Here is a 26,979-nt window from a genome sequence, read left to right as displayed (position 1 = left end):
CGCCTCAGCGCGGCGTCGGGGGCAGCGACTCCGTCGCCTCGAGCTGGTCGAGGCCCGTGACCATGAGCAGGTCGACGACCACCGAGCGCAGCAGGGCGAGCACCACCTCGGCGGTCATCTCGTCGGAGCGGGGCACGGACCCGGAGGCCTGCGCCACTGCGAGCAGGGCCGGGCGGGCGGCCACGGCCATCCGGTCCGCGGCGAGCTCGGCGACCACCACGTCCACCGCCAGCGCCAGCTCGTCCACGAGCGCCACGTACTCGTCGGGCACGACGCGCGCCCGGTAGGTGGCCACCGAGACCTGCCGCACCAGGACGCGGGTCGAGCGCAGCGCCCGGTCCATCGGGTCCACCAGGTCGGCCATCCGCCGGATGTCGTGCTTGTGCCGCACCCGGAACGGCGAGGAGCTGACCACCGCCATCCCCTCGTCGGCCGCCGCCCGCAGCTCGCGGACGAGCACGTCGGTCGAGCGGGCCTCCACGAGCAGCGCCCGCGCCCGCTCGGCGTCCTCCTCGCGCAGCGCCTGCGCGGCGTGGCCGAGCAGCACGGCGACCTTGCGCAGCACCCGCGCGGCCTGCTCCCGGGGGCGGCGCAGCGGCGCCGAGGGCACCACGGTCGCCGCGACCAGGGCGACCGCGCCCCCGATCACCGCGTCGATCCAGCGGGTGAACGAGGCCCCGGTGGTGGGCAGCAGCGCGAGCACGAAGATCGACTGGACGGCGGCCTGGTTGACCAGCAGCGCACCGCCGCCGCCCATGACGGCCACGGAGACGGCCAGGCCCACGACCACGACGATCTGCCACCAACCCGCGCCGATCCAGGCGACGAGCAGGTCGGCCATGAGCACGCCGATGGCGACGCCGGCGGTCACCTCGGCGATCCGCTTGAGCCGCTGGCCGTAGGTGGTGCCCAGGCCGAGCACGGCGGCGATCGGGGCGAACAGCGGGGCGTCGTGGCCGAGCAGGTCGTGCGCGACCAACCAGGCCACGCCGGCCGCGACGGCCGCCTGGCCGACCTGCCAGCCCTTGGCCCGCAGCCGCGCCCGGCGGGCGCGGAAGGAGAGCCGACCCCGGCGGAGCACCGCGGCACCGGGGAAGAACGCGACGTCCGAGGTGCGAGGCTCCACGAGGCCCGATCCTCTCACCGCCGCCCCCTGGCACGGCTCACACGGTCGCCCCGATCGCCGCGTCGTGCGCGTGCTCGAGCGCCTGCTGCAGGTCGGCGAGGTCCCGGTACCAGGTGCGCACCTCGGTGCGGCAGCGCACGCGGTGGCCGAAGCGCTCGTAGGCGGAGCACTCGGCCAGGGCCTCGGAGTCGGTGGGCGGGTACAGCGCGGTGCCGTCGAGGTGGTGGATGCCGAAGCCGTTCCCGGCGTCCCCGGTGACCTCGACGATCGTGTCGCCGGGGGCCTCGTCGGTGGGGCCGTCGGCGGCCGTGGCGAGGCCGGCGGTGACCCCCAGCGGCAGCCCGAGGACCAGCACCAGGAGGGCCAGGGGCAGGGCGCGCAGGGGCAGGGACGGGACGAGCGGGCGGAGGGGGAAGGTCGGTCGGCGCACGGTGCGCTCCTCGGTGGGAGGTGCCGGGCTGGTCCCGGCGGGTGCACACGACGCTAGGGACGCGCGAGGCCCGGTGGGGGCGCCGTCGTCCCGCCTGGGGAGGGGGGCGCTGCGGGGTCGGCCTGTGGACGGAGGACGGCCCCGCAGCGCCTGCGGGAGGGGGGTGGTCAGCGGGCGAGCGTCACCGTGATGGTGAGGTCGCTGCAGGTGGAGGCGAGGTCGGTCATGGCGGCCTTCTCGGTGGCGTCGACCGAGAGGCCCCAGCGGTGCTTCACGGCCGTCCACTCGCGCAGGTAGCGGCACTGCTGCTGGGCGGGCAGCCACTCGGCGACGTCGCGGTCGGACTTGGACTGGTTCACGTTGTCGGTGACGCCGACGAGGGTGCGGTAGTCGCCCAGGTCGTTGGCGTAGGCCTCGCGGGTGGCGTCGGACCAGGACCAGGCGCCGGAGCCCCAGGCCTCGGCGAGCGGCACCATGTGGTCGATGTCGACGTCGGAGGGGTCGTACCAGGAGACGCCGTCGTAGTAGGAGTACCAGCGTCCGCCGGACAGCGAGCAGCCCGCGCCGACCGTCACCGGGTCGTCGGCCTCGCTGATCAGCACCTCCCGGCGGGTGTCGCAGCCGTCGCCGTCCGCGTCGGTCCAGTGCTCGAACAGGTCCCGGTCGTAGCCGGTGGCGTGCTCGGCGGCCACGGGCAGGTCCGCCACGGCGCGGGACAGCGGGGCCGAGTAGGTCTGCCCGGCCGCGGCCGTGGCCGGCGAGCCCGCGATCAGCATGATCCCCACGACGAGCGCGACCGCGAGCCCCGCGAGGCCTGCCAGTGACAGGAGGGGCTGCTGGATCGGGGTGCACGGACGGGGCCTGTGCATGTCGTGCTCCTGGGGACCGGGTCGGGCACGCCCCGACCTCCGGGACTCAGTGAACGCCCGCACTCCCTCTCCCGACCAGCCCCAGGAACCTGCGCTGCACGAACCTGCAGCTTTACCCTGGTGGGTATCCGGCCGGGGTGTCCGGTGACGGTGACCGGTGGAGCCCCGCCGGACACGGGCCCGGGTGTTGTGGCCCCGCTCACAGTGCTCGATGATCGGGCCTCACCCTCCTGCCCCCGAGAGGACCCGTGGCCACCCTCATCGACCCGACGTCGGCGGCGTTCCTGCTGGCCGAGAACCGGTCCATGCCCATGCACGTGGGAGCGCTCCAGCTCTTCGAGCCGCCCGAGGACGCCGGCCCCGACTGGACGCGCGGGATGTACGAGTCCCTGCGCGACGCCGGCGACGTCTCCGCGATGTTCCTCAAGCACCCCTACCGGTCCCTGCGCACCGCGGGACAGCTGGTCTGGCTGCCCGACCGCCAGCTCGACCTCGAGCACCACGTGCGGCACAACGCCCTGCCCCGTCCGGGTCGCTACCGCGAGCTGTTCGAGCTGTGCTCGCGGCTGCACGCCCAGCGATTGGCCTGGGACCGCCCGCTGTGGGAGAGCCACGTCATCGAGGGCCTGGACGACGGCCGGGTGGCCGTCTACACCAAGATCCACCACGCCCTCATCGACGGCGTCGCGGGCATGCGGCTGCTCCAGAGCGTGCTCTCCCCCGACCCCGAGGCGCGCGACGTGCCGGCGCCGTGGTCGCAGCGTGCCGGGCACCCGCACGTCGACGCCACCGCCGAGGAGCAGACGGGCCCGTCCACCCCCGGATCGTCCGGCCCCGGAACGACCAGCCCAGGATCGCCCAGCCCAGGCCCACCCGTCTCCGGGTCGCCGGACACGCTGCTCCAGGCGGCGCTGGCCTCGCAGGACACGCTGCGCGACCTGGCCGGCAGCGTGCGCACCGGGTACGGGGTGCTGGCCGAGGCCGCCGGCATGCCCGGCGCGGTGGTGCGCGGGGTGCTGCGCGGCGCACAGGACCAGACGGGGGCGCTGAGCTTCCACGCGCCCCGGACGATCTTCAACCGGCCGATCACCGGGTCGCGCCGGTTCGCCGCCGAGGACTGGCCCGTGGAGCGGCTGAGGCTGGTGGGCAAGGCGGCCGGCACCACCATCAACGACGTCGTCCTCGCGATGACCAGCGGCGCGGTGCGCCGCTACCTGCTCGAGCACGACGCCCTCCCCGCCACCCCGCTGGTGGCGATGGTGCCGGTGGCGCTGCACGCGGAGCGCTCCCACCTGGCGGCCACGGACGGCGGCAACGCGATCGGCGCGGTCATGGCCTCGCTCGGCACCCACCTGGCCGACCCGGCCGACCGGCTCGCGCACGTGGCCGCCTCCATGACCGACGGCAAGCAGGCCCTCTCCGCCATGACGCCCACCCAGGTGCTGGCGATGAGCACGCTCGGGCAGGCGCCGGCGATCCTGGGCCCGCTGCTGGGCCTGGGCCGGCTCGTCCGCCCGCCGTACAACCTGGTGATCTCCAACGTGCCGGGGCCGCGCGAGCCGCTGTACTGGAACGGTGCGCGCCTGGTGGGCACCTATCCGCTGTCGATCCCGATCTCGGGGATGGCCCTCAACGTCACCTGCACCTCCTACACCGGTCAGATGGCGTTCGGCGTCACCGGCTGCCGGCGCACGGTGCCCTCCCTCCAGCGGCTGCTGACCCACCTCGACGGCGAGCTGGCCGACCTCGAGAACGCCGTCGGCGTGGCCTGACACGTGTCATGATCGGCGCTCGTCGTCGGCGCTGGGCCGACCCGTCCCGGATCGAGGCCCCGTGCTCGCGCAGATGCTCCACCGGACCCGCCTGTTCACCTGGCTGGCGCGCACCGTCGGCGGCTGCCTGCTGGTCGCCGCGCTCGCGGGCGTCGCCGGGGTCGTGCTCGGCAGGCTGCTCGAGGCCGACGACGTCCTGCCGGCCGCGGCCCTGCCCGCCGTCCTCGCCGCGGGGCTGTACCTGCTGGGCAGCAGCGCACCCGCCCCCGACGCCGACGTCCTCGCCCTGCTCGAGGTGGAGGACCCCGTCGAGAGCCCGGTGCAGGACGGCCTGCCGCACTGAGCGCCGCGCGGCTCAGCCGCAGACCAGCCCGCCGCCGAGGCGCGCGTCGACGGCGCGCAGCCGCGCCCGGGTGACGTCGGCGACGGTGGCGTGACCGGCGGCCAGGGCGGTCCGCCCGGCCGGTGAGTCGGTGCGCAGCGGGGCGGCCCGGTCGATCGAGGTGGACGTGCGGGTGCCGCCGTCCTCGGCGTTGAGCAGCGCCACCGCGTGCCCGGTCGTGCCGGAGCCCGCGAACGGGTCGAGCACGCGGGCGTCGGCGGGCATGGTGCCCAGCAGGCGGCGCAGCAGGCCGGTGGGCTTGGGGCTGGAGAAGACGTGGCCGACGAGGTCCTTCAGCTCGGCCACGGCCGTGTCGGTGGAGCCGACCTCCTCGGCCAGCCACAGCGTCGTCAGCTTCTTGCGGCGGCCCTCGTGCAGCCAGTCCCGCTGGTAGACGTCGACCCGCTCGCCGCGGTGCCCGCGCACGCGGCGGCACACCAGGTCGTCCTCGCCGCGCTCGGCGACCAGCGGCGGCGACCACCGCCACACCGCCGCCTGCCCGTCGCCGAAGACGGGGGTGATCTCCTCCGAGCCGGCGAAAGGCGTCGTCGCCACCCGCCCCGAGGCCGGGTCGCCGTGCAGCGCGTAGTGCAGCGTGGGCGCGCTGGCCGGGGTGAACCGCTTGTTGGTGTTGCGCAGCGGCAGCAGCCGGAACCGGCGGCCGGAGGCCTCGTCGGTGTGCCCGAAGTCCCGCTCGTCGACCGTGTCGGCGGTGCTGGCGTCGAGCACGCAGGACGCGGCGTCGACCGCGTAGACCAGCAGGTACTCGTGGCTGGTGGCGAAGCCGCGGCCCAGCTGGCGACCCTTGGGGTTGAGGTTGACCACGACCTGGGCGAGCAGGTTCTGCTCCCCCACCACCTCGTCGAGCAGCAGCCGCAGGTGCGCCACCTCGTGGTCGTCGATGCTCAGCGCGAGCGCGCCGGTGGGCTCCAGCAGCGCCAGCACCGCCTCCAGCCGCGGCCGCAGGGCCGCCGTCCAGGCCTGGTGCCGGCCACGCCCGCGCCCCACCGCGTCGTCGTAGACCAGGTCGCTGCGCGTGTTGTAGGGCGGGTCGAGGTAGGCCAGGTCGAAGCGGGCTCGCTCGGCGGCCAGGCGCGCCAGCACCTCGAGGTTGTCGCCCTCGAGGAAGGTGTTCTGCGGCGTCACGGGTGCACAGTAGGACGCCGGCGGGCGGCCGGGTCACGGATCGGCCACGAGCCCCGGCGATTCTCCCCGATCCGCAGCACCCCCGACCTACCCTCGTCGCCGTGATCCCCCGTCGCCCCCTCGCCGGCCTGGTCGCGCTCGTGACCGCGGGCGCGCTCGCCGCACCGCTCGGCTCCGCGCTCGCCGCGGACGGGTCCGAGCGCGGCACGAGCGCCGAGCGGGAGCGCACCGGACGGCTCGTCCTGGACCGGGACGCGGTCTCCTCCACCGGTGAGTCCGGCCGCGCGGTCGCCGACGACGACGGCTCCTCCGTGGTGCTCGGCGGTGCGACCGGCGGGCGCGTCGCGACGCGCACCGGCTCGGTCACCGAGGTGCGACCGGGCGTCTCGTTCACCCGGCTCTCCGCCACGTCCTCGCGCGGGACCACGCGCGCCACCCTGCTCACCGTCTCGCTGAGGCAGCGCGGGGTGGGCCTGGACGTGGAGGATGGCTCGAGCATCACCGGCCTCTCGCGCGTGCGGACGATGCTGGGCGAGCAGCGCCGCTTCGTGGCCGCCGTGAACGGGGACTTCTTCGACATCCACGGCACCAACGCGCCGCTGGGCACCGCCCTCTCCCCCAGCCGCGGGCTGCTCAACGCCCGCGCGCGGGACTGGAACCAGACGTTCATGCTGACCTCGCGCGGCCGGCCCGTCTTCGAGCAGGCCCAGCTCTACGGCCGCGTCGGGGGCGTGCCGGGTGGGCAGCTGACCAACGTCAACAGCGCCACGGTGCTGCCCGGCGGCATCGGCGTCTACACGCGGCACTGGGGCACCTACTCCCCCGGCCGGGCCGTGGTCGAGGGCCGGCGGCAGGGCGTGCGGATGGTGATCGTGCGCAAGGGGCGCGTCGCGGCCAACCGGGCGAAGGTCGTGGGCGGCAAGCGCGGCTGGGGCATGGTGCTCGTCGGCCGCGGCGCCGGCGCCAAGGCCCTGGCCACCCTGCGCAAGGGTGAGCGGGTCAAGGTCCGCAAGGGCTTGGTCGGGCAGCCGCAGCTGGCGCTGACCGGCAGCCGGATCATCATCGACGACGGCGTGGGCCGCGAGCTCGACGACACCGAGACCGCGCCGCGCACCGTCATCGGCATCGACCGCGACACCAAGGAGCTGCTGCTGCTCGCCGTGGACGGCCGCAGCTCGCGCAGCCGCGGGTTCACCCTCGCCGAGCTGGTCGGCGTCATGCAGCAGCTGGGCGCCGACGAGGCGCTCAACCTCGACGGCGGTGGCTCGACCACGATGGCGGTGCGGCGGCAGGGTCGGCTGCGGCTGGTGAACACGCCCTCGGACGGCGCCGAGCGCTCCGTGGCCAACTCGCTGGTCGTCACCTACGACAAGCCCGGGCGGGGATGACGGCGGGGATGAGCGCGAGGTGACCCGCCGCTCCTTCAGCCGCGCCGAGCTGGAGACGTTCCGCGACACCAGCGTGCCGGACCTGCTGCCCGGGCCGGGCCAGCGGCTGCGGCTGCTGTTCGTGGGGATCAACCCCGGGCTGTGGACCGCGGCGACGCAGACGCACTTCGCCCACCCCGGCAACCGGTTCTACCCGGCGCTGCTGCGCGCCGGCGTCCTCGAGCACGCGATCGACCCCGCGGCCGGGATGACGCCGGAGGACCGGGAGCGGCTGCGCTCCCGGGGCATCGGCATCTCCAACCTCGCCCACCGCGCCACGGCCAAGGCCTCCGAGCTCGGCGACGACGAGCTGCGCGAGGGCGGCGCGGCGCTGCGGGCCCTGGTCGAGCGCGAGCGCCCGGCCGTGGTGGCGGTCGCCGGGATCACCGCGTACCGGACGGCGTTCGGCCAGCGCCGGGCCGTGCCCGGGCGGCAGCCCGAGGGCTGGGGCACCTCCGAGCTGTGGGTCGTGCCCAACCCCTCGGGGCTCAACGCCCACGAGACCGTCGACTCGCTGGCCGCCGCCTACGCGGAGGTCGGCCGGGCGGCCGGGCTGCTCTGAGCTGCCTGGAGGGACCTCGGACGGGCGCTCGGACCGGGGCTCGGACAGGGGCTCGGACAGGGGGCTCAGACGGGGAACGTCTGCCCCTTGCCGATGACGGTGAGACCCTCCTGCACGACGAACCCGCGGGCCTGGTCGGCGGCCGGGTCGACGCCCACCTGCACGCCGGGCGGGATCACCACGTTCTTGTCCAGGATCGCGTTGCGCACCACCGCACCGGCGCCCACGCGCACCGCGTCGAGCAGCACCGAGCCGGTCACCTCGGCGCCGTCCTCGACCCGCACCGCGGGGCTGAGCACGGAGCGCCGCACGTGCCCGCCGGTCAGCACGACCCCGGGCGAGAGCACCGCCTCGTCCGCGCTGGCGGGGCTGCCGTCCGCGCCCTGCACCACCTTCGCCGGCGGCTGCGGGCCGTAGGCGGTGTAGATCGGCCAGTCCTGGTTGTAGAGGTTGAAGACCGGCAGCGGGCTGACGAGGTCCATGTGGGACTCGTAGTAGGAGCGCAGCGTGCCGACGTCGCGCCAGTAGCCCTGGTCGCGCTCGGTGGAGCCGGGCACCTCGTTGTCCTGGTAGTCGTAGACGCCGGCCGCGCCCTGCGCCACGAACGCGGGCACGATGTCGCCGCCCATGTCGTGCTTGGAGCCCTCGGTGGCCGCGTCCCGGGTGACGGCCTCGACCAGCGCCTGCGCGTCGAAGACGTAGTTGCCCATGGAGGCCAGCACCTCGTGCGGGGCGTCGGGCAGACCCACCGGGTCCGACGGCTTCTCGAGGAACTCGCGGATGCGCGTGGGCTCCTCGGGCACGACGTCGATGACGCCGAACTGGTTGGCCAGGCCGATCGGCTGGCGGATCGCCGCGACGGTGCACGCGGCGCCGGAGCGCACGTGCTGCTTGACCATCTGGGAGAAGTCCATCCGGTACACGTGGTCGGCGCCGACGACCACGACGATGTCGGGCTGCTCGTCGCGGATGAGGTTCAGCGACTGGTAGATGGCGTCGGCCGAGCCCAGGTACCAGTGCGGGCCGAGCCGCTGCTGCGCCGGCACGGGGGTGACGTAGTTGCCCAGCAGGGTCGACATGCGCCACGTCGAGGTGATGTGGCGGTCGAGGCTGTGGGACTTGTACTGCGTGAGCACGACGACCTTGAGGTAGCCGGAGTTCACGACGTTCGAGAGTGCGAAGTCGATGAGGCGGTAGATGCCCGCGTAGGGCACCGCAGGCTTCGCGCGGTCCGCCGTCAGCGGCATGAGGCGCTTGCCCTCACCGCCGGCCAGGACGATGGCCAGGACCTTCTTCCCCCGCTTGCGCATGTCGGGGAGGTTAACGCCCTGCAGGGTCTCCTGGGCAGTGCCTCGGGGCAGAAATACCCCGTGCGGCGTCAGGTCCGTCCCGGACAGCCTGCTGACGCATCCCGCACCGGGCGAGTAGGTTCCGCCTCGTGCGAGTCGACGTGCTGTCCAAGGAGTACCCGCCCGAGGTCTACGGCGGTGCCGGCGTCCACGTGGCCGAGCTGGTGCGTGCGCTGCGCGCGGTGGACGGGGTGGAGGCCCGCGTCCACGCCTTCGGCGCCCCCCGGGACGAGGCGGGCACGGCGTCCTACGCCGAGCCGGCCGGCCTGGCCGGCGCCAACGCGGCGCTGCGCACCCTCGGGGTGGACCTGGAGATCGCGGCCGCCACGGGCGGCGCCGACCTGGTGCACTCCCACACCTGGTACGCCAACATGGCGGGCCACCTCTCCTCGCTGCTGCACGGCGCCCCGCACGTGGTCAGCGCCCACAGCCTGGAGCCGCTGCGGCCGTGGAAGGCCGAGCAGCTGGGCGGCGGCTACCGCGTCTCGTCGTGGGCCGAGAAGACGGCCTACGAGGCCGCCGCCGGCGTCATCGCCGTCTCGGCCGCGATGCGCGACGACGTGCTGCGCTCCTACCCGAGCATCGACCCGGCCCGCGTGCACGTGGTCCACAACGGCATCGACACCGCCGACTGGGCGCCCCACCACGACCCCGAGCGGGTGCGCGCGCTGGGCGTCGACCCGGACCGTCCGACCGTCATCTTCGTCGGCCGGATCACCCGGCAGAAGGGCCTGCCGCTCTTCCTGCGGGCGTGCGCCGCGCTGCCGCCCGAGGTGCAGCTGGTGCTGTGCGCCGGCGCCCCGGACACCCCCGAGATCATGGCCGAGGTCGAGGGCCTCGTCGCCGACCTGCGCGAGAGCCGCGACGGCGTCGTGTGGATCGCGGAGATGCTCCCCCGTGCCGACGTGACGGCCCTGCTGACCAGCGCCGACGTCTTCGCCTGCCCCTCGATCTACGAGCCGCTGGGCATCGTGAACCTCGAGGCGATGGCCTGCGAGACGGCCGTGGTGGCCACGGCCACCGGCGGCATCCCCGAGGTCGTCGTGCCCGGCGAGACCGGCCTGCTGGTGCCCATCGACCAGGCGGACGACGGCACCGGCACGCCCCTGGACCCCGACCGCTACGTCTCCGACCTGGCGGGGGCACTCACCTCGCTGCTGGGTGACCGCGAGCGGGCAGCGCGCATGGGGCGCGCCGGGCGCGAGCGGGCGGTGGAGCACTTCTCCTGGACCGCGGTCGCGCAGCGCACGCTCGACGTCTACCGCGAGGTGCTGGCGGCCTCGTCCTGATCCTCCCGGGTGGAGCGATACCCCCACCCGCATAGTCACTTCGGGCCAGGCCGTACCGGTCGTACGGACCACCACCCCAGGGTCACGAGTAGGTACCCCTACCTACATCTCAGGGAACGCACCTCGCCGCCGATCAGAGGTGCTCACCATGAGTTCTGCTCGGGCACCCCCACCCTGCTCCGAGCTCCCCCTGAACGACCCGGAGCCACGGTGCCTGACTACACCCCTGCCCGCTGGACCAGCACCCCCGTGCTGGCACGCCGCTCGCGCCTCGTCGCGTCGCGGTTCAGCTACGGCACGAACCCCGCCCTCGTCGCCGAGGTGCAGGCCGCCGGCGGAGGGCTGCGGTGGTTCGAGCAGCAGGTCAGCGCCGCCGCCACCCGCAGCCAGGACGCCGACGTCCTCTTCGACTGGTGGCCCGACCTGAACAAGGACGCCGCGACCCTGTGGCAGCGCCAGGTCGACGACGTCCGCGGCGTGTGGGAGGTGATGTGGGACTACGGCCGCCGGCTGATGACCCGGCGGATCCACTCCGACCTCCAGGTGCTGGAGGTGATGACCGAGCTCTTCGAGGGTCACCTGCACGTCACCGCCGACGGCGACGCCCAGGCCACCCACCGGGCGCCCTACGGCGAGCTGATCCGCTCCCACGCGCTGGGCCGCTTCGACGACATGCTGGCCGCCGCGATCACGCACCCGGCGATGCTGCTGTACCTCGACCAGGCGACCTCGACCAAGAGCCACCCGAACGAGAACCTCGCCCGCGAGCTCCTCGAGCTGCACACGGTCGGCGTCGGGGCCTACACCGAGGACGACGTCAAGAACGCCGCCCGCATCCTCACCGGCTGGCGCGTGCGGATGTGGACGACCTTCGCGCCCTACTACGACACCGACCAGCACTGGACCGGGGCGGTGAGCGTCGGCGACTTCACCGACGCCAACACCGACCCCGACGGCCGGGCGCTGACCGACCGGTTCCTGCGTCACCTGGCGCACCGCCCCGAGACCGCGCTGCGCATCGCCCGCCGGCTGGCGGTGAAGTTCATCGGCGACGACGTCGGCGAGGGCCTGGTGCGACGGCTGGCCCAGACCTACCTGGACAACGACACCGCGATCGTGCCGGTGCTGCGGGTGCTGCTGCGCTCGCGGGCCTTCCGGCTCTCCCAGGACGCCAAGCTGCGCGACCCGGCCGAGGACGTCGTGGCCACCTACCGGGTGCTCCAGGCCCGGGTGCAGCAGCCGACCTCCGACGACGACGCGGCCAACGCGATGATCTGGCAGGCCCAGAAGGTCGGGCTCGTGCCGATGGCCTGGCCGCGGCCCGACGGCCAGCCGATCGACAACAGCGCCTGGGCCACCGCGTCCCGGGCGATGGCCTCGATGGAGATCCACTGGGTGATGGCGGGCGGCTGGTGGCCCTCGGAGGGCGTGGAGTTCCTCCAGCCCAGCGAGTGGGCGCCCACGCCCCTGCCGGTCACCTTCGCGCAGCTGGTCGACCACCTGGCGCGGCTGCTGCACGGCCGCCCGTCCAACCGCAACGTCCTGCGCGCGGCCTGCGAGGCCTGCTCGGTCGACCCGGACAGCACGGTCACCGCCTCCAGCGCGGTGCTCACCTGGAAGTTCAACCGGCTCCTCGCCGTCCTCCTCGACCACCCCCGTCACTACTCCCGGTGAGACGCGACCGATGACCCAGACCCCCGCCCCTCTGCCAGGCTGCTGCGAGGACTTCGCCCGCGCCACCGCCCTGACCCGCCGCGGCGTGCTGCGCGGCCTCGGCGTGGCCGGCGCCGCGTGGACCATTGGCTCGGCCGTCGTGCAGTCCTCCCCCGTCGCGGCCGCCGAGGCCGGCTCCGGCACCGGCTCGGTCGTGGTGCTCTCGCTGCGCGGCGCCGCCGACGGCATGTCGCTGGTGGTGCCGCACGGCGACCCGGTCTACGCCGCGGCCCGCCCCCGCATCGCCGTGCCGGCCTCCGCCGTGCTCGCCTCGGACGGGTTCTTCGGGCTCCACCCCGAGCTGGCGCCGCTGCTGCCGTTGTGGCAGGCGGGGTCGATGGCCGCCGTCCACGCCACCGGGCTGCCCGCCCCGAACCGCTCGCACTTCGCCGCCATGGAGGAGGTCGAGGACGCCAACCCCGGCAGCACCGAGCGGGTCGGCTGGCTGAACCGGCTCGTCGGCGACCTCCCCGGTGACGGACCGCTCCAGGGCATCAGCGTCGGCACCGAGTCGACCGCGATGTTCGGGCCGGCCGCGCGGATGTCGTTCAGCGCGCTCGACGACGCCGTGGTCGCCGGCGACGACCAGTGGGACCCGACCGACGACCGGCTCCGCTCGCTTCACCGCATGTGGGGCCGCTCCGGGCACCCGCTGGCCGGCAGCCTGCGCAGCGCCGTGGACGCGGTCGCGGACCTCGCCCCGGCCAAGGCCGTGGCCGCGGGCGACTACCCCACGACCGACCTGGGCAAGGCCCTGTCCTCGGTGGCCCGCACGCTCAAGGGCGACGTCGGGGCCCGCGTCATCACCGTCGACCAGGGCGACTGGGACATGCACACCGACCTCGGCACCCTGTCGTGGGGCAACATGAACACCAACGCCCGCCGTCTGGCCAAGGCGCTGGCGGCGTTCTTCACCGACCTCGGCGACGTCGCCTCCCGGGTGACGGTCGTGGTGCTCTCCGAGTTCGGCCGGCGCGTCGTCGAGAACGACAACTACGGCCTCGACCACGGCTGGGGCAACGTGATGCTGCTGCTCGGCGCCGGGGTGCGGGGCGGCCGCTACTACGGCACCTGGCCGGGCCTGGAGAACACCTACGACGCCGACCTGACCGTCACCACCGACTACCGCTCGGTGCTGGCCGAGGTCGTCGCGACCCGCACCTCGGCCTCGGTGGCCACCGTCTTCCCCGGCTTCACCCCCGAGACCGTCGGGGCGATGACCTCCCTCTGACCTCGGTGGTCGAGGTGCGAGGAGCGACCAGCCTCGAGACCGCCGCACCCACGACCGGCGTCACGTCAGACCGGCTCGACCCCCGCGAACGGGACGGTGAGCACCTGCCGGCCCACCTTGAGGTGGTAGCGGGTGCGGCCGCGCTTGACGACGGTGCCGACCGAGCCGGCGTACCGCCCGCCGACGATGATCCGGGCGCGCTGACCGGGGCCGAGGACCCGCATCCGCTGCCCGGCGGCCAGCCGCTCGAGCTCGGCGAGGTAGTTGGGGTGCAGCATCTCGGCCGTGGCCGGGCGGCCGTGGTGGCTCCACGTCAGCAGGTGGGCGAGGTCGAAGCGGCCCGGTGCGCACCGGGCGCAGGTGACGACCCGTTCGGGGCGTCGGTGCCGGCCCGCGGTGTGCCCGGCGGGGCAGGTGCCCTGCCACGGCTCGACGGGTCGGGGTGCGTCGGCCGGCACGCACCGTTCGCCGGAGCAGCCGATCGAGAGCGCGGTGCGGCGCCAGGTCGCGTCGTGCCCGTGCCGCGGCCCCACCAGCGCGTGGGCGATCTCGTGCAGGATCGTGTCGCGCACCTCGTCCTCGCTCGCCAGGGCGGTGAGCGGGGCGGAGAGACCGATGACGCGGCTGTCGAAGCGGGTGACCCCGGCCCGGCGCTTGGCGCGGTCGAGCGTGACGCGCCACCCGGTCAGCCCGTGCTCGGCCACCAGGTCACGCGCCAGGCCGAGGGCGTCCGCGAGATCCACACCCGCAGGCTAGGCCGAGCCGCCGACAGGACCGGACTCCTCGTCGCCCGCCTGTGGATCCTCGGCCCGCGCCAGGCGCTCGTGCAGGCGGTCGCGCACCTGCTCGGGGGTCAGGGAGGCCCGGCGGCGCTGGTCGCGGGCGACCACCACCCCGCCCGCGGCGACGCCGGCGGCACCCGCCAGTCCCAGCAGCTTCCACACCGTCGCGGCCTTCATGGACCAGACTCCTCCTCGTGAGCACGCACCCGACGCAGATCGGTCTCGACGAGGCCGTCGAGCTGACCCGCACCGGCGACCTGTGGCTCTTCCGCGGCCACTCCGCCGCCGACCACGCTATCCGGGCGCTGACCAACGCGCCGGTGAACCACGTCGGCATGGCGGTCGTCCTCGACGACCTGCCGCCGCTGATGTGGCACGCCGAGCTGGGCAAGGGTCTGCGCGACGTGTGGACCGACAGCCACCAGCGCGGCGTGCAGCTGCACGACCTGCGCGAGGCGGTCGTCCAGTGGACCGGCCGCTACGAGCAGGACGCGTGGTTGCGGCAGCTCGACGCCGAGGTGACGCCGGTGATGGAGGACGCGGTGCTGCGGACGATCTCGCGGCTCGACGGCACCCCGTTCCCCTCGACCGCCTCGCTGGCCGGCCGGTGGCTGCGCGGCCGGGTGCGGCGCGCGGCGCCCGCGGAGCTGACGTACTGCGCCGAGGTCGTCGCGGCGACCTACACGGCGATGGGCCTGCTCGACGAGAAGCGACCCACGAACTACTACGACCCCGGCCGGTTCTGGTCCGGCGACGACCTCGACCTGCTCGGCGGCGCCGCCCTCGGGGAGGAGATCTCCGTCCGCCCCTGACCCGCCCAGCGGTGGGTCAGCGGTGGGTCAGGGTGAGTCAGACGTCGAAGACCGGCGGCAGGGCGCGGCCGCGGTCGGTGAGCTCGAGGACGCCGGGCTGCGGGGCCTGCACGAACCCCTCGTCCGCCAGCTCCTTGCGGGCCTTGCGGGCGGCGGTGCGCCAGCGCAGCTCACCGGTGGGGCCCGTCTCGTGGTCGCCCGGACGCATCTGCTCGCTCATCCGCTCCGGCAGCTCGTCGTAGAGCAGGTCGGCCTCGCGCTCGCCGCCCGCCTCCTGGAGCAGGAGCAGGATGAACGGCTTGAACTCGACGGTCGGGGTACGCCGGTGGACGACCGGCGGCTTGGCCGGCGCGCCCGGCACCCGGGTCGAGGACGTGCGGCGGGTGGTGCTCGACGTGCTGCCCGAGGTCGACGAGACACGCTTGCGGGTCACCGGCGACGCCTTGGGCGGCGGCTGGGGAGCCCGGGCGTGGGGCGACGGCGGCGGCGCAGCCATGCCGTGCACGCACGTCGACATGGGGAGGTCGCAGAGGTCGCAGAAAGCCTCGGAACTCACATCCGCACCGTACCCGCCGACCCCGTGCGAAGACGAGGCGGCGGGAGGGTCACGGGCGTCACGTGGGCGTGACCAGGGCGTGACCAGGGCGGGACCAGGGCGGGACGGCCTCAGGACTCGCGCCGACGCAGCAGCACGAGGGTCTCGTGGTGCGCGGTCTGCGGGAACATGTCGAGCACCTGGGCGCGCACCGGGTCGTAGGACGGCAGGTCGCCCAGGTCCCGCGCGAGGGTCGTGGCGTGGCAGGAGGAGTAGAGGACCAGCGGCGGCGCCGCGTCCTCGATCGAGGCGCAGAGGTCGGCGCCGAGCCCGCGCCGGGGCGGGTTCACCACGACCAGGTCGGGCGTGCCGTCGGCGGCCCAGGCCGTGGCGTCGCCGGCGGTGAAGGTGGCCGGCAGGCCGGCCTCGGCGGCCGAGCGCCGGGCGGCCGCCACCGCCTCGGCCGAGATCTCCACACCGTGCACGCGCGTGCCGGGTGCCGCCGCGGCCAGGTGCAGCGCGAACCCGCCGACGCCGCAGTACAGGTCGACCACGGAGGCGGGCGCCGCGTCGCGCACCCACGCGGCGGCGGTCGCGTAGAGCGCCTGCGCGACGACCGTGGAGGTCTGGAAGAACGCCTGCGGACGCAGGTGCAGGGTGACCGCACCGGCGGCCGAGCCGGACAGCCTCATCGGCAGCGTCTCGTCCTCGGTGAGCACGACCTCCTCCGGGCCCTCGAGCACGGCCTTGTGCTCGGGCTGGAGGTTGACCGACGCCACCCGCAGCGGGGCGCCCGCCTCCGCGAGCGCCGCCGCCAGCGCCGGCAGGTGCTTGCGCAGCCGCGAGAGCGCCTCGGTCGAGCGCAACACCCAGCGGACCATGAGCTCGCCGTCTGGGGAGCAGGTCACCAGCACGTGCTTGAGCTCGCCGCGCCGCGTGGGCACGTCGTAGGGCACGAGCCGCGCCGTCGTCACGAAGGACGCCAGCACCGGCAGCGCGGCCACGATCGCCGGCTCGTGCAGGCCGCAGCCGCGCAGGTCGACGCCGTGCCCGTCGCCGTCCAGGATGCCGAGGGTGGGGGCCTCGACGGTGCCGCCCGCGACCATCTTGGCCTTGTTGCGGAACCCCGCCTCGGGCGGCGCGAACGGCGCCTCCCACGCGACCCCGGCGCCCGGCCGCACCTCGGCGACGAGCGCCCGGGCCGCCCGGTCCTTGCGGGTCAGCTGGTCGGCGTGCGACTCCCCCATGAACGCGCACGAGCGGCACGCGCCCGCGTCGAAGTAGTCGCACTGCACGGGAGCCGAGCCTAGAGGGCGCCCGGCGTCAGACCGCGATCCCCTCGGCGGGGGCGCCGGACGCCGCGACGGCGGCGAGCGCACGCTCGACGGCCCCCGGGTCGGTGACGGTCGGGTAGAAGGACGCGTCCACCTCGAGCCCGGCGGGCCCCGCGGCGAACGCGACCGTGACGCCCCCGGGCCCGTCGGGCTCCGCGGCGATGACGGCGCGGGCCTCGGTGGGCTCCGTCCAGGGCAGCCGCTCGAAGCCGGTGCGGCCCTGGTAGCTGAGCGTGAGCCGCTGGGGCACCGGTCCGTCGACGCGGGCCGCCCGCCCCTCCCCCGGCAGCCCGACCACGTCGACGACGCCGACCCGGCCGAGCGCCGCGCGCAGGCCGGTGCGCACCGTGACCGCACCCAGCAGCACCAGCGGGACGCCGGCGGCGGTGACGCGCTTGAGCGCCGCGCCCAGCGCGGCCGCGTCGGTGGGGTCGACGTCGAGCCACGGCCCGGTCGCGAAGTTGCCCGACACCGGGGCGCCGCCGAGGCTGCCGCGGCAGTCGGCCATCACCTTGCACCCGGCCGAGGAGATGCCCTCGGCCGCCAGCGCCGCCGCGGTGCGGGCCATGAGCAGCGCGGCGACCGAGGCGCTCGTGCCGGTGCGGTCGCGCTCGGCGCGCACCGCGTCCACCACCGCCTGGGGCAGCAGGACGCTGCGGGTCACCGGCGCCCCCACGGGCCCGGGCACGCGCGGCTCGGACGTCGGCTCCGTGCCGGGCCCCAGGGGCAGCGCGGCGCGCACCGCGGCCACGGCGTGCTGCGGGCGCCGCCCCCACGTGCGCCACGCGGCCTGCACGAGCGGCAGCCGCGGCTGCTCCGGGGTGCGCAGCAGGTCGAGGTCGAGCTGGGCGATCCCCAGCAGCCACCGGTTCTTCGTGGCGCCGTCGCCCACCGCGTGCGCGATCGAGCCGGCCAGGCAGCCCTCCCTCTCCGCAGGATCGGACGCCGGGTCGGACGCCGGGTCGGACGCGGGGTCGGACGCCGGGTCGGACGCCGGGTCGAGGCCCAGCACCAGCGCCACGGCGAGGTCGTGCACCGGGTCGGCCTGCAGCCGGTCGCACAGCGCCGCGGGGTCGGTCTCGTCGGTGACCGCCAGCACCCGGTCCAGGTGCGCGGCGAGCACGGCCGCGCCGGAGACGGCCTGCGAGCGCAGCCGCGGACCGGCGCTGGTCGGCTCGAGCACGCACAGCAGCGGGTGCTGCGGCTCGACCTCGGCCAGCCGGAGCAGCAGGTCCCGCACGTCGTCCGGGCTCGGCAGCCGCAGCCGGCCGAACGCGTACACGGTGCGGAACGGCGCCCAGGTGCGGTCCCGCACGGAGATCCGGCGGGTGGCACGGGCGGGCCCGGTCATCGCGTGGCCCCCAGCTCGACGAGCACGTCGTCGGCGGGCGGCTGCCCGTCCGCGGTGCCCCAGCGGGCCTCCCCGACGGGCAGCCCGCGGGTCGCGGCGGCGGCGAGCCGGCCCGGGCGCAGCGCCCAGGAGATCCCGGTGCCGATCACCGCGAGGTGCAGGGCGCAGAACGCGACGTTGTTGAGCATGCCGGCGCTGCGGTCGACGGCCAGGCCGTAGGCGGAGACCGCCACCAGGGCCGTGCACAGCACCAGCCCCGGCCACACGGCCAGCGGCTGCCAGGAGCCGCCGCCCTCCTTGGGCGTGACCACGAACTTCCCGCCCTTGCGCAGCAGCACCTGGAACGTGGCGACCACGTGGATCCACGCCGAGGCGGCCTGCAGCGCGAACGCCTGGAACGAGTAGGTGCCGCCACCACCGACCGCCACGAGCGTCAGCGCCATGAGGAAGTAGGGCGCGAAGTGCAGCAGGAAGGCGTCCGCGGAGGCCGCGGCCACCGCCTGCTCGCCGGTGAGGATGCGGATGATCGGCAGCGAGAGGTAGACGAAGACCGTCCAGCCCGAGAGGAAGTAGAGGGACGACAGCGCGTACTGCGCCTTGATCCGCAGCGGCACGCGGGCGGTGAGCGCCCGCCCCAGGGCGGAGAGGCAGCCACGCGCCCAGCGCAGCTGCTGGCCGGCGTAGGAGGCCATGTCGTCGGGGCCGAGCCCCTGGACGAGCACCTCCGGCACGTAGGCCGTGCGCCAGCCCCGCTGCACCATCCCGAGGGAGAGCTCGAAGTCCTCGGTGACGCTGTGCTGCGGGAAGCCGCCGACGTCGTCGAGCGCCGCGCGGCGGAAGACCACGTTCGTGCCGCAACAGAACATCGCGTCCATGTCGTCCTTGCCGCGGGCGATGCAGCCGAAGAACAGCGCCTGCTGCGCCCAGGCCGCGGCCGCGACCGGGTTGCGGTCGGCGTTGGCGTAGTACTGCGGGGTCTGGACGAAGGCGACCTTCTCGTCGGAGAGGTGCCCCAGCGTGCGACGCAGCAGCTCGGGGTGCGGCACGTGGTCGCAGTCGAGCACCAGCACCGCCTCGCCGTCCACGAGGCCGAGGGCGTGGTTGATGTTGCCGGCCTTCGCGCCGTCGTGGACCTCGCGGGTGACGTACCGGGCCCCGACGCGGGCGGCGAGCGCCGCCATCTCGGGGTCGTCGCCGTCGTCGAGCAGGTGGACGGTGACGTCGGCGCCACGCAGCCGCAGGGCGGCGCTGAGCACCGGCTCCACCACCGAGACCGGCTCGTTGTAGCGGGGCACCAGCACGTCGACGGTCATGTAGTGGGCGATGGGGACGCTGCGGCGCACCGTGCGGTCGTGCAGCAGCGTCCACCAGAACCCGACGGCCTGCACGAGGTTGAACATCTCGGCCGCGACCAGCAGCCCGTAGAGCCAGGGGTTGCCGACCCGGCCGGGCACGAGCAGCCACCCGAAGTACCAGAGCGAGGCGGTGGCGGCCAGGGCGACGAGCAGCCGCACCAGCCAGGGGCGCTGCTCGCCCAGCACCTGGCTGGAGAGCCCGGGCGTGGGCCCGGTCTCGAGCGCGGTCGCGGGACCGCCGGGGCTGCTGGGGCTGCCGGGGTCGCGGGGGTTCGTGGAGCGCGAGCGGATCATCGGCTGACCTCCTCGGTGACGGCGTGGCGGTACGCCAGGGATCGGGGGGCACGTCGGCGGCGGGACACCGCGAGGACGGGGACGGCGGCGAGCGCGAGCGCGCCGGGGCCCCCGGCGGTGCCGCCCGTCGTGGCGCCGCCGGAGGACCCTGCGTCCACGCCCGTCCAGGCCGTGGTGGTGCCGGCGGACGAGCCGGCCTCGGCGGCCTCGGGACCTGACCGGGGGGTGTCGGAACCGGAGCCACCTGACGTCGCTGTACCCGTCGAGGCCTGCGTCGAGTCTGCGCCGCGCGACCTGGTTTTGCCAGGGCTCCCACCCTCGGCGACCGGGCCGGAGCCGGCGACGGCACCGACCACGTCGTCGGTGGCCACCAGCTCCCAGACCCGGACGTTGGCCGTCCGGTACTGGTCGTCCAGGGCGTAGCCGCCCTGCTCGAGCGCGGCGAGCACGTAGCCGACGTTGCCGGAGACGCTGGCGTCGGAGAGGAACGAGCCGAACACGAAGACGCGCTGGGGCATCTCCACGTCGGGCACGGCCCGCGAGGTGGCCCCGCCGATGGCCGCGCGCAGCCCCAGCTGGCGCTTGTCGCCGTCCACCTTGCCGCTGGAGACGGCGGGCAGGCCGGAGTCGTAGTAGAGCATCTCGTCCTTGAGGTAGACCGGCGCGTAGACCAGCAGGTCGTCGCTGCTGCCGCTCTCGCCCTGCACCCAGTCCACCGCCGAGGCGAAGTCGTAGGTGCGCGGGTTCGACTGGTTGACCTGCTGGTCGGCCAGGCCGAGCACGAGGGTGGCGACCAGCGCCGCGGGCATCAGCACCCGCACGACCGGCCCGCGCGCCCAGGTGGCGGTGAGCCGGCTGAGCAGCAGCAGGGTCATCGGCACGGCCGCGGTGAAGTAGCGCAGCTCGAACAGCTGGCGCCGCTCGAAGCCGATCGCGAACAGGATCGCGACGGGCACCAGGGTCAGCAGCGCCAGCGCCCACACCTCGCGGGAGCGGCCGCGGCCCAGGCCCATGAGGGCCCCGATCAGCACGACCGGCCAGAGCGCCGAGACCAGCACCATCACCGAGTCGGCGTGGTAGCCCCAGATCGCCCAGATGGTGTTCGCGACGATCGCGTAGACGTCGGGGGCGTCCGAGGCGATCGCGGTGGCGTCGGTGCCGACCTGGCCCGGCGTGGTGGAGGCACCGCCGCCGGCGGCGACCACCGAGCCCAGCTGCTCGAGCGCGAACGGCACGAGCGGCAGGACGAGGAGGAGCGCGCCGAGCCCGGAGACCACCCAGCGCCACCACATCCGGCGGAACGTCGGCCGCAGCACGAAGCCGAGCATGAGCGCCTGCGCGACGAGCACCGGCAGCGCGGCGAACCACTGCATGTAGACGGCCAGCGCCGAGGAGACGGCGAACACCGCCCAGTCGGCCCAGCGGCCGCGGCCGCCGTCGCGGCCCACGTCCCGCAGCACCCGGAGCTGGGCCCACGCGGCCAGCGTCGCGAAGAGCATCCAGAGCGCGTACATCCGCGCCTCCTGGGCGTACCAGACGGCGACGGGGGCCACCGAGAAGACGATCGCGGTGATGTTCGCGGTGCGGCGGTCCCACAGGTCGCGGGCGAACGCGTAGGCCACCACGAGCAGCGCCATGCCGGCCACGAGGCTGGGCAGCCGGACGACGTACTCGGCGGTCGAGCCGGTCGCGTGCACCAGCGCCCACAGCAGCGTGTGGAAACCGGGCGGGTGCACGTCGTTCTCGGCCAGGTCGGAGATCATCGCCCCGTAGCCCAGCTGGGCCTGGCGGATGCTGATCGCCTCGTCGATCCAGATCGAGCGGGTGACGGCGAGCCGCAGGCCCAGCCCCACGACGAGGGCCACGACCAGGAGCCAGTGCTCGGCCAGCCAGGCGCGGGCGCCGGAGCGCGGCGCGGCCACGTCCGACGGGACGGCCGGTGCGGCGACGGCAGCAGGTGCGGGAGCAGCGTCCTCGACGGTCGGGCGGGCGTGGGTGTCCGTCATCGTCTCGGGGGCCTTCCGGTCGGTGGTGCCGCCCGCGTCGACGGCCCCCACCGTCGACGCGGGCGGAGCTGCGAAGGGGCTGAGCGCGGCCGCGCCGAGCAGCAGGAACAGGCACGCGACGAGGGTCGCGGTGACGATCCCGGTCGCGTCCTCGGCCCGCAGCAGCAGCGCGAGCTGGAGGCCGACGGCGAGGGCGACGAGCACGGCCCCGGCCCAGGCCCGGCCGTTCATGCACAGGCGGGCCACGAGCACCTTGGCGACGCCGAGCGCGGCCATGGCGCCCACGTAGGCGGGGGCGTAGGTCGCGGCGTCGCGGTAGGCCTCGCCGACGACGAGGGCGTAGCCGGACGCCGGGATGGCGGCGACCACGAGCAGGGCGGCCAGCGAGATGCCGGCGGCGGCGGCCAGGGCGACCGCGAGCGAGCCCTTCTGCTCGGCGCCGCTGCTGGGCATGAGCACCAGCGGGATGGTGGCGGTGGCGAAGTAGGCGGCGCCGCCGATCGTGGCGACGGCCGCGATGACGCCGGCCTCGGCGCCGGGCAGCACCTTGTTGGCGATGATCACGTCCTGCGCGGCCACCACGGCGACCAGCAGGAAGGTGAGCACGGTGCCCCAGTGACCCCGGCGGGCCGCGGCCGCGTCGGCGTCGACGTGGGCGCCCCGTCCGGCCAGCAGCGCCACGGTGAGCGCGAGGTACCCGGCCGCGACCGTGCCCGCCGCGGCACCGCCGGCGCCGAGCACCGGCACCAGCGCCAGCCCGACCGCGGCGCGGCCGAACGGCTCCGTGGCCAGGGTGAGCGCGGCGCCCACGCTGCGGTGGGTGCCGTAGAGCCGGCCCCGGGCCAGCGCCAGCAGCACCGCGGACGGGGCGGAGAGCCCGAGCAGCGCCACGAGCAGCGTCGGCAGCCCGACCGGCCCGGCCAGCGCGGGCGCGACGGCCACGCCGAGCGCGGCGAGGGCGAGCGAGCCGAGGAGCGCGCGACGCAGCAGCCGGCCGTGCAGGGCCGGGTCCATCGCGATCGCGGCGGTCACCGAGGAGGCGATGGTGTGGAGCATGACGTAGGCGCCGAGGAACGCGGTGTAGGCCGCGTAGTCGCCCGGCAGCAGCAGCCGCGCCAGCAGCACGGAGACGACCAGGTTGCCCAGGCCCGCGACCAGCTGGCCGGCGAGCACGGCGACCTGCCGGCGTCCGGCCGTGGTGGCGGCGGCGCGGTCCTGCGCGCGCGTGCCCTCGGGGGTGCGTGAGGAGGTCAGCGTCATCGGGTCACCCCCGTGGGGCGCAGGCGCGAGGCCTGGAGCGCGGAGTTGTGGCTGGGGTGCCCGCTGGTGCCGGCACCCTCGGAGAGCAGCAGCACGAGCAGGTCGAGCACCTCGCCGGCCGCGGCCACCTGCTCGCGGACGGCGGAGAGTCCGCGGTCGCCGAGGTGGGCCAGCAGCCCGCCGGCGCGCTGGCCGGTGGGCCACGGGGTGACAGGCGTGCGGGCGGCCGCGGCGGCCAGCAGCGTCTCGGCGTCGGCGGCGAAGACCCGCGCCGAGGCCGCGAGCAGGTCGCGCTGGGCGCGCAGCGACGGCGAGGGCGGCAGGACGGCGGCCGAGAGCCCCTTCGCCCGCAGGCCGAGCGCCAGCGACTGGGCGGCGTCGAGGTCCACCCCGGCCGCGCTGCCGGGGCGGCGGGCCTGCACGGCCAGCCGCTCGGGCAGCAGCCCACCGGCGGCGGCGCGGTGCAGGTCGAGGGCGATCCGGTCGGCGAGGACCGCCGGGCCTCCCCCGCCCACGAGGGTGGCGTCGTCCACCACGACCAGGGCGCCGAACGTGGCCGGGCCCTCGGTGCGGACCGGCAGGTCCTGGAGGTCGTGCCAGCCCAGGTGCGCCCCGACCCGGATGGGCGTGGGCAGCCCGGCGGCGGCGAGCCGCGCGGCGGACTCGGCGGAGTCGAGCACCGTGAGCGAGGAGCCGGCCAGGAGCCGGCGGGCCGTGCCCTCGCGGCGCGGGGACAGCTTGCCGACGCCGAGGTCGACGAACGCGACGCGGCGGCCGGCGGCCCGGTAGGCCTGGCTCAGCGCGGCCAGCGAGCGCAGCGAGAGCAGGGACTCCCGACGGCCGGCCAGCGGGCGGCCGCCGAGCACGACGAGGGTGTCGGTGTGCCCGGCCGAGCGCAGCAGGTGCGGCAGGTCCGCCGGCACGGTCGGGACGCCGGTGACGCGGGCGGTGCGCTGCGGGTCGGCGGTGGCGGCGGCCACGTCGATGCCGTCGATGCCACCGACCTCGCGGGCGACGACGGCCAGGGCGGCGTCGTCGGCGTTCTCACGCCACGGCGTGGTCTGCAGGATCAGTGCTGCGCTCATCGGTCACCTCCTGGCTGTGGGTGGCGGTGGGGGCGGGCAGGGCCGCGTCGTCGACGGCCTCGTACAGGGCGGCGTGCCGACGCGCGACGGCCGGCCAGGTGCGGTCGGCGGCGAGGGCGTCGGTGCGCCCGCGCAGGGCGGCCAGCGCGCCGCCGTCCGCGGCGAGGGCGTCGAGGCGGGCCGCCCAGTCGGCGGCCTCCCCGCGCCCGCCGACGGAGAGCGCCGGCACCCCGATCACCTCGGCCAGGCGCGGCGAGAGCACCATCGGGGTGCGGTGCGCCAGCGCCAGGGCCAGCGGCCCGGAGGAGGCGTGCGGCTCGGGGTAGTTCAGGCAGAGGACGTCGGCGGCACGGAACCAGTCGGCCACGTCGGTGTCGGGGACGAACCCGGTGAAGCGGGCGCGGTGGCCGTAGGTGGCGATCAGCCGCTCCTCGTAGTCGTCGCCCTGCGCGGCCAGCCGCGGGTGGGTGCCGCCGGCGACGACGACCTGCACGTCCTCCTGCGTCATGGTGGCCGCGGTGAGCACCGTCTCGAGGCCCTTGTACGGGGCCACGAAGCCGAAGCTCATCGCCACGAGGGCGTCACCGGTGACGCCGAGGCGCTCGCGGGCGCCCTCGCGGGAGCCGGGCTCCGGCACCTCGATCCCGTGCGGCACCACGACCGCGCCCGGCACCAGCCGCTCGAACGCCGGCTCGTGCACGATCGTGGTGCTGGCCAGGCGCGGCAGCGCCCGCTGGACGCCGGCGATCGCGGCCCGCGCGGCCACGGGCGGCACGCCGATCCGGTGCATCCGGGTGTACTCGGCGGTGACCTTCGCGGGGTCGACGACCTGGTGCATCGTCAGGGTCAGCGGGGCCCCGGCCCGGCGGTGGTGCGCGAGCGCCGCGACGGTCACGGGCAGCCCGGAGGCGCCGTGGTAGAGGAACAGCTCGAACTGGAGGTGCACCTGCGCGGCACCCGTGGCGCGGGCCGCGGCCAGGGCGTCGCGGACGGCGGCGGGCCGGCCGCTGGTGAAGGCCCGGCGCACCTCCACGGGGCCGTCGTGGCCCACCGCGGGCTCGCCCTCGAGCACGGGCGCGACCACGCACACCGCCAGGCCGGCGTCCGCGAGGGCGTGGGCGAGGTTGGCGGTGTAGGAGGCGACACCGGAGTCGCCGTCGTGCCGCGAGCCGAGCCGCGGGTAGAGGCTGACGATCGCCACGTCGGGCGTGGTGCCGGCGGTGCCGGTGCCGGTGGTGCGGGGGGACGCGGGGTGCTCAGGCACGGGAGGCCTCCTGGGCGAGGGGATCGGGGGTGCGCGGGTCGTGGGCGTAGGTGTCGGGCGCGTAGGCCGCGCGCGTGCCGGCGGTCGGGTGCGGCAGCGGCTCGGGGAACCGCACGCCCCCGGCCCCGTCCGTGCCGAGCCCCGCGTCGATCACGGGCATCTCGCCGGTCGCGGGCGAGCCGGCGCCGGCGGGCAGCGACTCCACGAGGGCCTTGGCAGGCATCCGCACGGGGACGACGCGGTGGTGCAGCCAGAGGCGGCCCAGGGAGGCCGCCATGCGCACCGAGTCCGACAGGGCGTCGACGCGGGAGCCGTCGCGGTCGATCCACACCGTCGGCATCTCGGCCACGGTGAGGTCGAGCGCCCGGGCGGTGACCAGGAGGTCGACGTCGAAGACGAAGTCGCGGCTGGAGACCAGCGGCATGATCCGCTCGGCGGCGGTGCGGGTGAGCACCTTGGCCCCGCACTGGGTGTCGAAGAACGGCAGCCCGAACAGGCGACGCACCGCGGCCTGGAACCCGACGCTGGTCACCTTGCGCTTGAGCGAGCGCGGCCGCGGCAGCACGGACGCGGGGTGGAAGCGGGAGGCGATGGCGATGTCGGCCGCGGTCTCGTCCAGGGTCCGGGCGAGCAGCGCGATCTCCTCGGGCGGGGTGGAGCAGTCGGCGTCGACGAAGGCCACCTGGTCGGCCGTGCTGGCGCGCATGGCCTCGGCGAGCACGCCGCCCTTGCCGAGCCGCGGGTACTCGGTGAAGCGGATGCGGGGGTCGTGGACCGCCGCCGCGGCGACGATGTCGCGGGTCCCGTCGGTGCAGTCGTCGAGGGCGACGGTGATGACGAGGTCGGGGTCGGACAGCTCGGTGTACGCGTGCAGCGTCTGTCCGATGCGGTGCTGCTCGTTGTGCGCGGGGATGACGATCTCGATCGACACGGGATGCTCCTGGTGCTCCTCTACGTCACGACGACCGCGCCCGACCGGGTGGTGGGGCACGCGACGTCGCGTTCGGGTGGGAACGCCGGCGCCACCCGGCGTCGTCGTCGACGTCACGGGTGGAAGGGCTCGGGCTGCCTCGTGGTGTGCGTCGCAGCGCCCTCCGATACCCGGGAGGGGGCTGCGGGACCGGGGGGACCCGGTCGTGTCAGGGAACTGCGTTCGAGGTGGCGAGGTCGTGCGGGCGGTGCTGCTCCGTCGTCCTTCGGCGGCGGGCCCGGGCTGCGCTGGCGTCCTCACCGTGTCGAGCCACGAGGGGGCTGTGCAAGCGCGGATCGCTGTGACGCACGGCTCCGGACCGCCCGGGTGAGGCCCGTCCCGGCCGTTCCACGCGGAGGATCGACGCGGGACCCGGACCGTTACGTGACGAAGGACGCTTCTCGTTCCGTCCCCGGAATCGGGTAAACATGAGAATCGGCCTGGATTTCGGTGGTGCTCCTCTCAGTCTAGGCCGCCGTCCCGGACGTCTCGCACCACCCCGAGGACGACCGCGAGGCCCCTGCAGGGCCCGCCACGGCTCCGTCGGGCCGTCGGTTCAGGCCCGCACGACGGCTCCCGATGCTCCGCACAGGGGCAGGCGACGCGACCCGGACCCCGCCCGGAGGGGCGGGTGG

Annotated in this window: 23 protein-coding genes; 8 read left to right on the top strand and 15 right to left on the bottom strand. The window is 75.3% G+C overall.

Annotated elements, in window-relative coordinates; all coding sequences use genetic code 11:
* Positions 1–4: 4 nt before the first annotated feature.
* The 3 genes from M8316_RS06705 to M8316_RS06695 form a co-directional block, all read right to left on the bottom strand.
* Positions 5–1,126, bottom strand: a complete 1,122-nt coding sequence (locus M8316_RS06705; protein ID WP_250053107.1) for an FUSC family protein — start codon at positions 1,124–1,126, stop codon at positions 5–7.
* Positions 1,127–1,163: 37 nt separating this feature from the next.
* The gene (locus tag M8316_RS06700) at positions 1,164–1,556 is read right to left on the bottom strand and encodes a hypothetical protein (protein WP_250053106.1); all 393 of its coding nucleotides are present in this window, start codon (positions 1,554–1,556) and stop codon (positions 1,164–1,166) included.
* Positions 1,557–1,723: 167 nt separating this feature from the next.
* Positions 1,724–2,425: an HNH endonuclease family protein gene (locus M8316_RS06695; protein WP_250053104.1), complete on the bottom strand. Its 702-nt coding sequence runs from the start codon at positions 2,423–2,425 to the stop codon at positions 1,724–1,726.
* A 248-nt stretch (positions 2,426–2,673) separates the two neighbouring features.
* On the opposite strand from M8316_RS06695, the gene M8316_RS06690 reads away from it, so the two are divergent.
* Entirely contained in the window at positions 2,674–4,197 is a 1,524-nt protein-coding gene (locus M8316_RS06690; protein WP_250053103.1) for a WS/DGAT/MGAT family O-acyltransferase, read from the top strand.
* A gap of 61 nt (positions 4,198–4,258) precedes the next feature.
* Positions 4,259–4,540 carry a hypothetical protein gene (locus M8316_RS06685; RefSeq protein ID WP_250053102.1) on the top strand — a complete coding sequence of 94 codons (282 nt, stop codon included), beginning with the start codon at positions 4,259–4,261 and terminating at the stop codon, positions 4,538–4,540.
* A gap of 12 nt (positions 4,541–4,552) precedes the next feature.
* On the opposite strand, the gene M8316_RS06680 is transcribed toward M8316_RS06685, so the two are convergent.
* Complete coding sequence (locus M8316_RS06680) at positions 4,553–5,725, bottom strand: site-specific DNA-methyltransferase (protein WP_250053101.1); 1,173 nt, start codon at positions 5,723–5,725, stop codon at positions 4,553–4,555.
* A gap of 101 nt (positions 5,726–5,826) precedes the next feature.
* Here M8316_RS06680 and M8316_RS21010 point away from each other — a divergent pair, with 101 nt between their 5' ends.
* Complete coding sequence (locus M8316_RS21010) at positions 5,827–7,113, top strand: phosphodiester glycosidase family protein (RefSeq protein ID WP_250053100.1); 1,287 nt, start codon at positions 5,827–5,829, stop codon at positions 7,111–7,113.
* Between the two features lie 19 nt (positions 7,114–7,132).
* Positions 7,133–7,714, top strand: coding sequence for a mismatch-specific DNA-glycosylase (locus M8316_RS06670; RefSeq protein WP_250053099.1), 582 nt, complete (start codon positions 7,133–7,135; stop codon positions 7,712–7,714).
* A 65-nt stretch (positions 7,715–7,779) separates the two neighbouring features.
* On the opposite strand, the gene glgC is transcribed toward M8316_RS06670, so the two are convergent.
* Positions 7,780–9,024, bottom strand: a complete 1,245-nt coding sequence (glgC, locus tag M8316_RS06665) for a glucose-1-phosphate adenylyltransferase (RefSeq protein WP_250053098.1) — start codon at positions 9,022–9,024, stop codon at positions 7,780–7,782.
* 128 nt (positions 9,025–9,152) lie between these two features.
* Here glgC and glgA point away from each other — a divergent pair, with 128 nt between their 5' ends.
* The 3 genes from glgA (at position 9,153) to M8316_RS06650 (ending at position 13,296) form a co-directional block, all read left to right on the top strand.
* Positions 9,153–10,352 carry a glycogen synthase gene (gene glgA, locus M8316_RS06660; protein WP_250053096.1) on the top strand — a complete coding sequence of 400 codons (1,200 nt, stop codon included), beginning with the start codon at positions 9,153–9,155 and terminating at the stop codon, positions 10,350–10,352.
* Positions 10,353–10,562: 210 nt separating this feature from the next.
* The gene (locus tag M8316_RS06655) at positions 10,563–12,026 is read left to right on the top strand and encodes a DUF1800 domain-containing protein (protein WP_250053095.1); all 1,464 of its coding nucleotides are present in this window, start codon (positions 10,563–10,565) and stop codon (positions 12,024–12,026) included.
* A 10-nt stretch (positions 12,027–12,036) separates the two neighbouring features.
* Positions 12,037–13,296: a DUF1501 domain-containing protein gene (locus tag M8316_RS06650; RefSeq protein WP_250053094.1), complete on the top strand. Its 1,260-nt coding sequence runs from the start codon at positions 12,037–12,039 to the stop codon at positions 13,294–13,296.
* A gap of 65 nt (positions 13,297–13,361) precedes the next feature.
* Here M8316_RS06650 and M8316_RS06645 read toward each other — a convergent pair whose 3' ends face one another.
* Positions 13,362–14,039 (bottom strand): SprT-like domain-containing protein, encoded by a 678-nt coding sequence (locus M8316_RS06645; protein WP_250053093.1) that lies wholly within the window; start codon positions 14,037–14,039, stop codon positions 13,362–13,364.
* A gap of 9 nt (positions 14,040–14,048) precedes the next feature.
* Positions 14,049–14,255 (bottom strand): hypothetical protein, encoded by a 207-nt coding sequence (locus tag M8316_RS06640; protein WP_250053092.1) that lies wholly within the window; start codon positions 14,253–14,255, stop codon positions 14,049–14,051.
* Positions 14,256–14,272: 17 nt separating this feature from the next.
* Between M8316_RS06640 and M8316_RS06635 the strand changes: the two genes are divergently transcribed.
* Positions 14,273–14,890, top strand: a complete 618-nt coding sequence (locus M8316_RS06635; protein ID WP_250053091.1) for a hypothetical protein — start codon at positions 14,273–14,275, stop codon at positions 14,888–14,890.
* 37 nt (positions 14,891–14,927) lie between these two features.
* Here the strand turns inward: M8316_RS06635 and M8316_RS06630 are convergent, their stop codons facing one another.
* From M8316_RS06630 to M8316_RS06595, 8 genes are all read right to left on the bottom strand, one after another.
* Positions 14,928–15,323, bottom strand: coding sequence for a winged helix-turn-helix domain-containing protein (locus M8316_RS06630; protein ID WP_250053089.1), 396 nt, complete (start codon positions 15,321–15,323; stop codon positions 14,928–14,930).
* A gap of 233 nt (positions 15,324–15,556) precedes the next feature.
* Positions 15,557–16,720: a methyltransferase domain-containing protein gene (locus tag M8316_RS06625; protein WP_250053088.1), complete on the bottom strand. Its 1,164-nt coding sequence runs from the start codon at positions 16,718–16,720 to the stop codon at positions 15,557–15,559.
* A gap of 28 nt (positions 16,721–16,748) precedes the next feature.
* A complete protein-coding gene (locus M8316_RS06620; RefSeq protein WP_250053087.1) occupies positions 16,749–18,110 on the bottom strand; it encodes a hypothetical protein in 1,362 nt (453 codons plus the stop codon).
* Positions 18,107–19,759 (bottom strand): glycosyltransferase family 2 protein, encoded by a 1,653-nt coding sequence (locus M8316_RS06615; RefSeq protein ID WP_250053086.1) that lies wholly within the window; start codon positions 19,757–19,759, stop codon positions 18,107–18,109. Before M8316_RS06615 ends, M8316_RS06620 begins: the two co-directional genes overlap by 4 nt.
* On the bottom strand, positions 19,756–23,025 hold the full coding sequence (locus tag M8316_RS06610) for a glycosyltransferase family 39 protein (protein ID WP_250053085.1): 3,270 nt from the start codon (positions 23,023–23,025) through the stop codon (positions 19,756–19,758). Before M8316_RS06610 ends, M8316_RS06615 begins: the two co-directional genes overlap by 4 nt.
* Complete coding sequence (locus M8316_RS06605) at positions 23,022–24,110, bottom strand: hypothetical protein (protein ID WP_250053084.1); 1,089 nt, start codon at positions 24,108–24,110, stop codon at positions 23,022–23,024. The genes M8316_RS06610 and M8316_RS06605 overlap by 4 nt, the downstream gene beginning before the upstream one ends.
* A complete protein-coding gene (locus M8316_RS06600) occupies positions 24,070–25,374 on the bottom strand; it encodes a glycosyltransferase (protein ID WP_250053083.1) in 1,305 nt (434 codons plus the stop codon). Before M8316_RS06600 ends, M8316_RS06605 begins: the two co-directional genes overlap by 41 nt.
* Positions 25,367–26,305 carry a glycosyltransferase gene (locus tag M8316_RS06595; protein ID WP_250053081.1) on the bottom strand — a complete coding sequence of 313 codons (939 nt, stop codon included), beginning with the start codon at positions 26,303–26,305 and terminating at the stop codon, positions 25,367–25,369. Before M8316_RS06595 ends, M8316_RS06600 begins: the two co-directional genes overlap by 8 nt.
* Between the last annotated feature and the right edge of the window lie 674 nt (positions 26,306–26,979).

This window comes from Nocardioides bruguierae (assembly GCF_023554635.1).
Taxonomy (GTDB): Bacteria; Actinomycetota; Actinomycetes; order Propionibacteriales; family Nocardioidaceae; genus Nocardioides; species Nocardioides bruguierae.
Note: the sequence above shows the minus strand (reverse complement) of the source record. Positions and strands in the feature narration are given on the sequence as shown.

Bases quoted from the DNA above. Each gene is read 5' to 3' on its own strand.
- M8316_RS06695 (WP_250053104.1), bottom strand. From the start codon at position 2,425: ATGCACAGGCCCCGTCCGTGCACCCCGATCCAGCAGCCCCTCCTGTCA.
- glgC (WP_250053098.1), bottom strand. From the start codon at position 9,024: ATGCGCAAGCGGGGGAAGAAGGTCCTGGCCATCGTCCTGGCCGGCGGT.
- M8316_RS06650 (WP_250053094.1), top strand. From the start codon at position 12,037: ATGACCCAGACCCCCGCCCCTCTGCCAGGCTGCTGCGAGGACTTCGCC.
- M8316_RS06640 (WP_250053092.1), bottom strand. From the start codon at position 14,255: ATGAAGGCCGCGACGGTGTGGAAGCTGCTGGGACTGGCGGGTGCCGCC.
- M8316_RS06620 (WP_250053087.1), bottom strand. From the start codon at position 18,110: ATGACCGGGCCCGCCCGTGCCACCCGCCGGATCTCCGTGCGGGACCGC.
- M8316_RS06615 (WP_250053086.1), bottom strand. From the start codon at position 19,759: ATGATCCGCTCGCGCTCCACGAACCCCCGCGACCCCGGCAGCCCCAGC.
- M8316_RS06610 (WP_250053085.1), bottom strand. From the start codon at position 23,025: ATGACGCTGACCTCCTCACGCACCCCCGAGGGCACGCGCGCGCAGGAC.
- M8316_RS06605 (WP_250053084.1), bottom strand. From the start codon at position 24,110: ATGAGCGCAGCACTGATCCTGCAGACCACGCCGTGGCGTGAGAACGCC.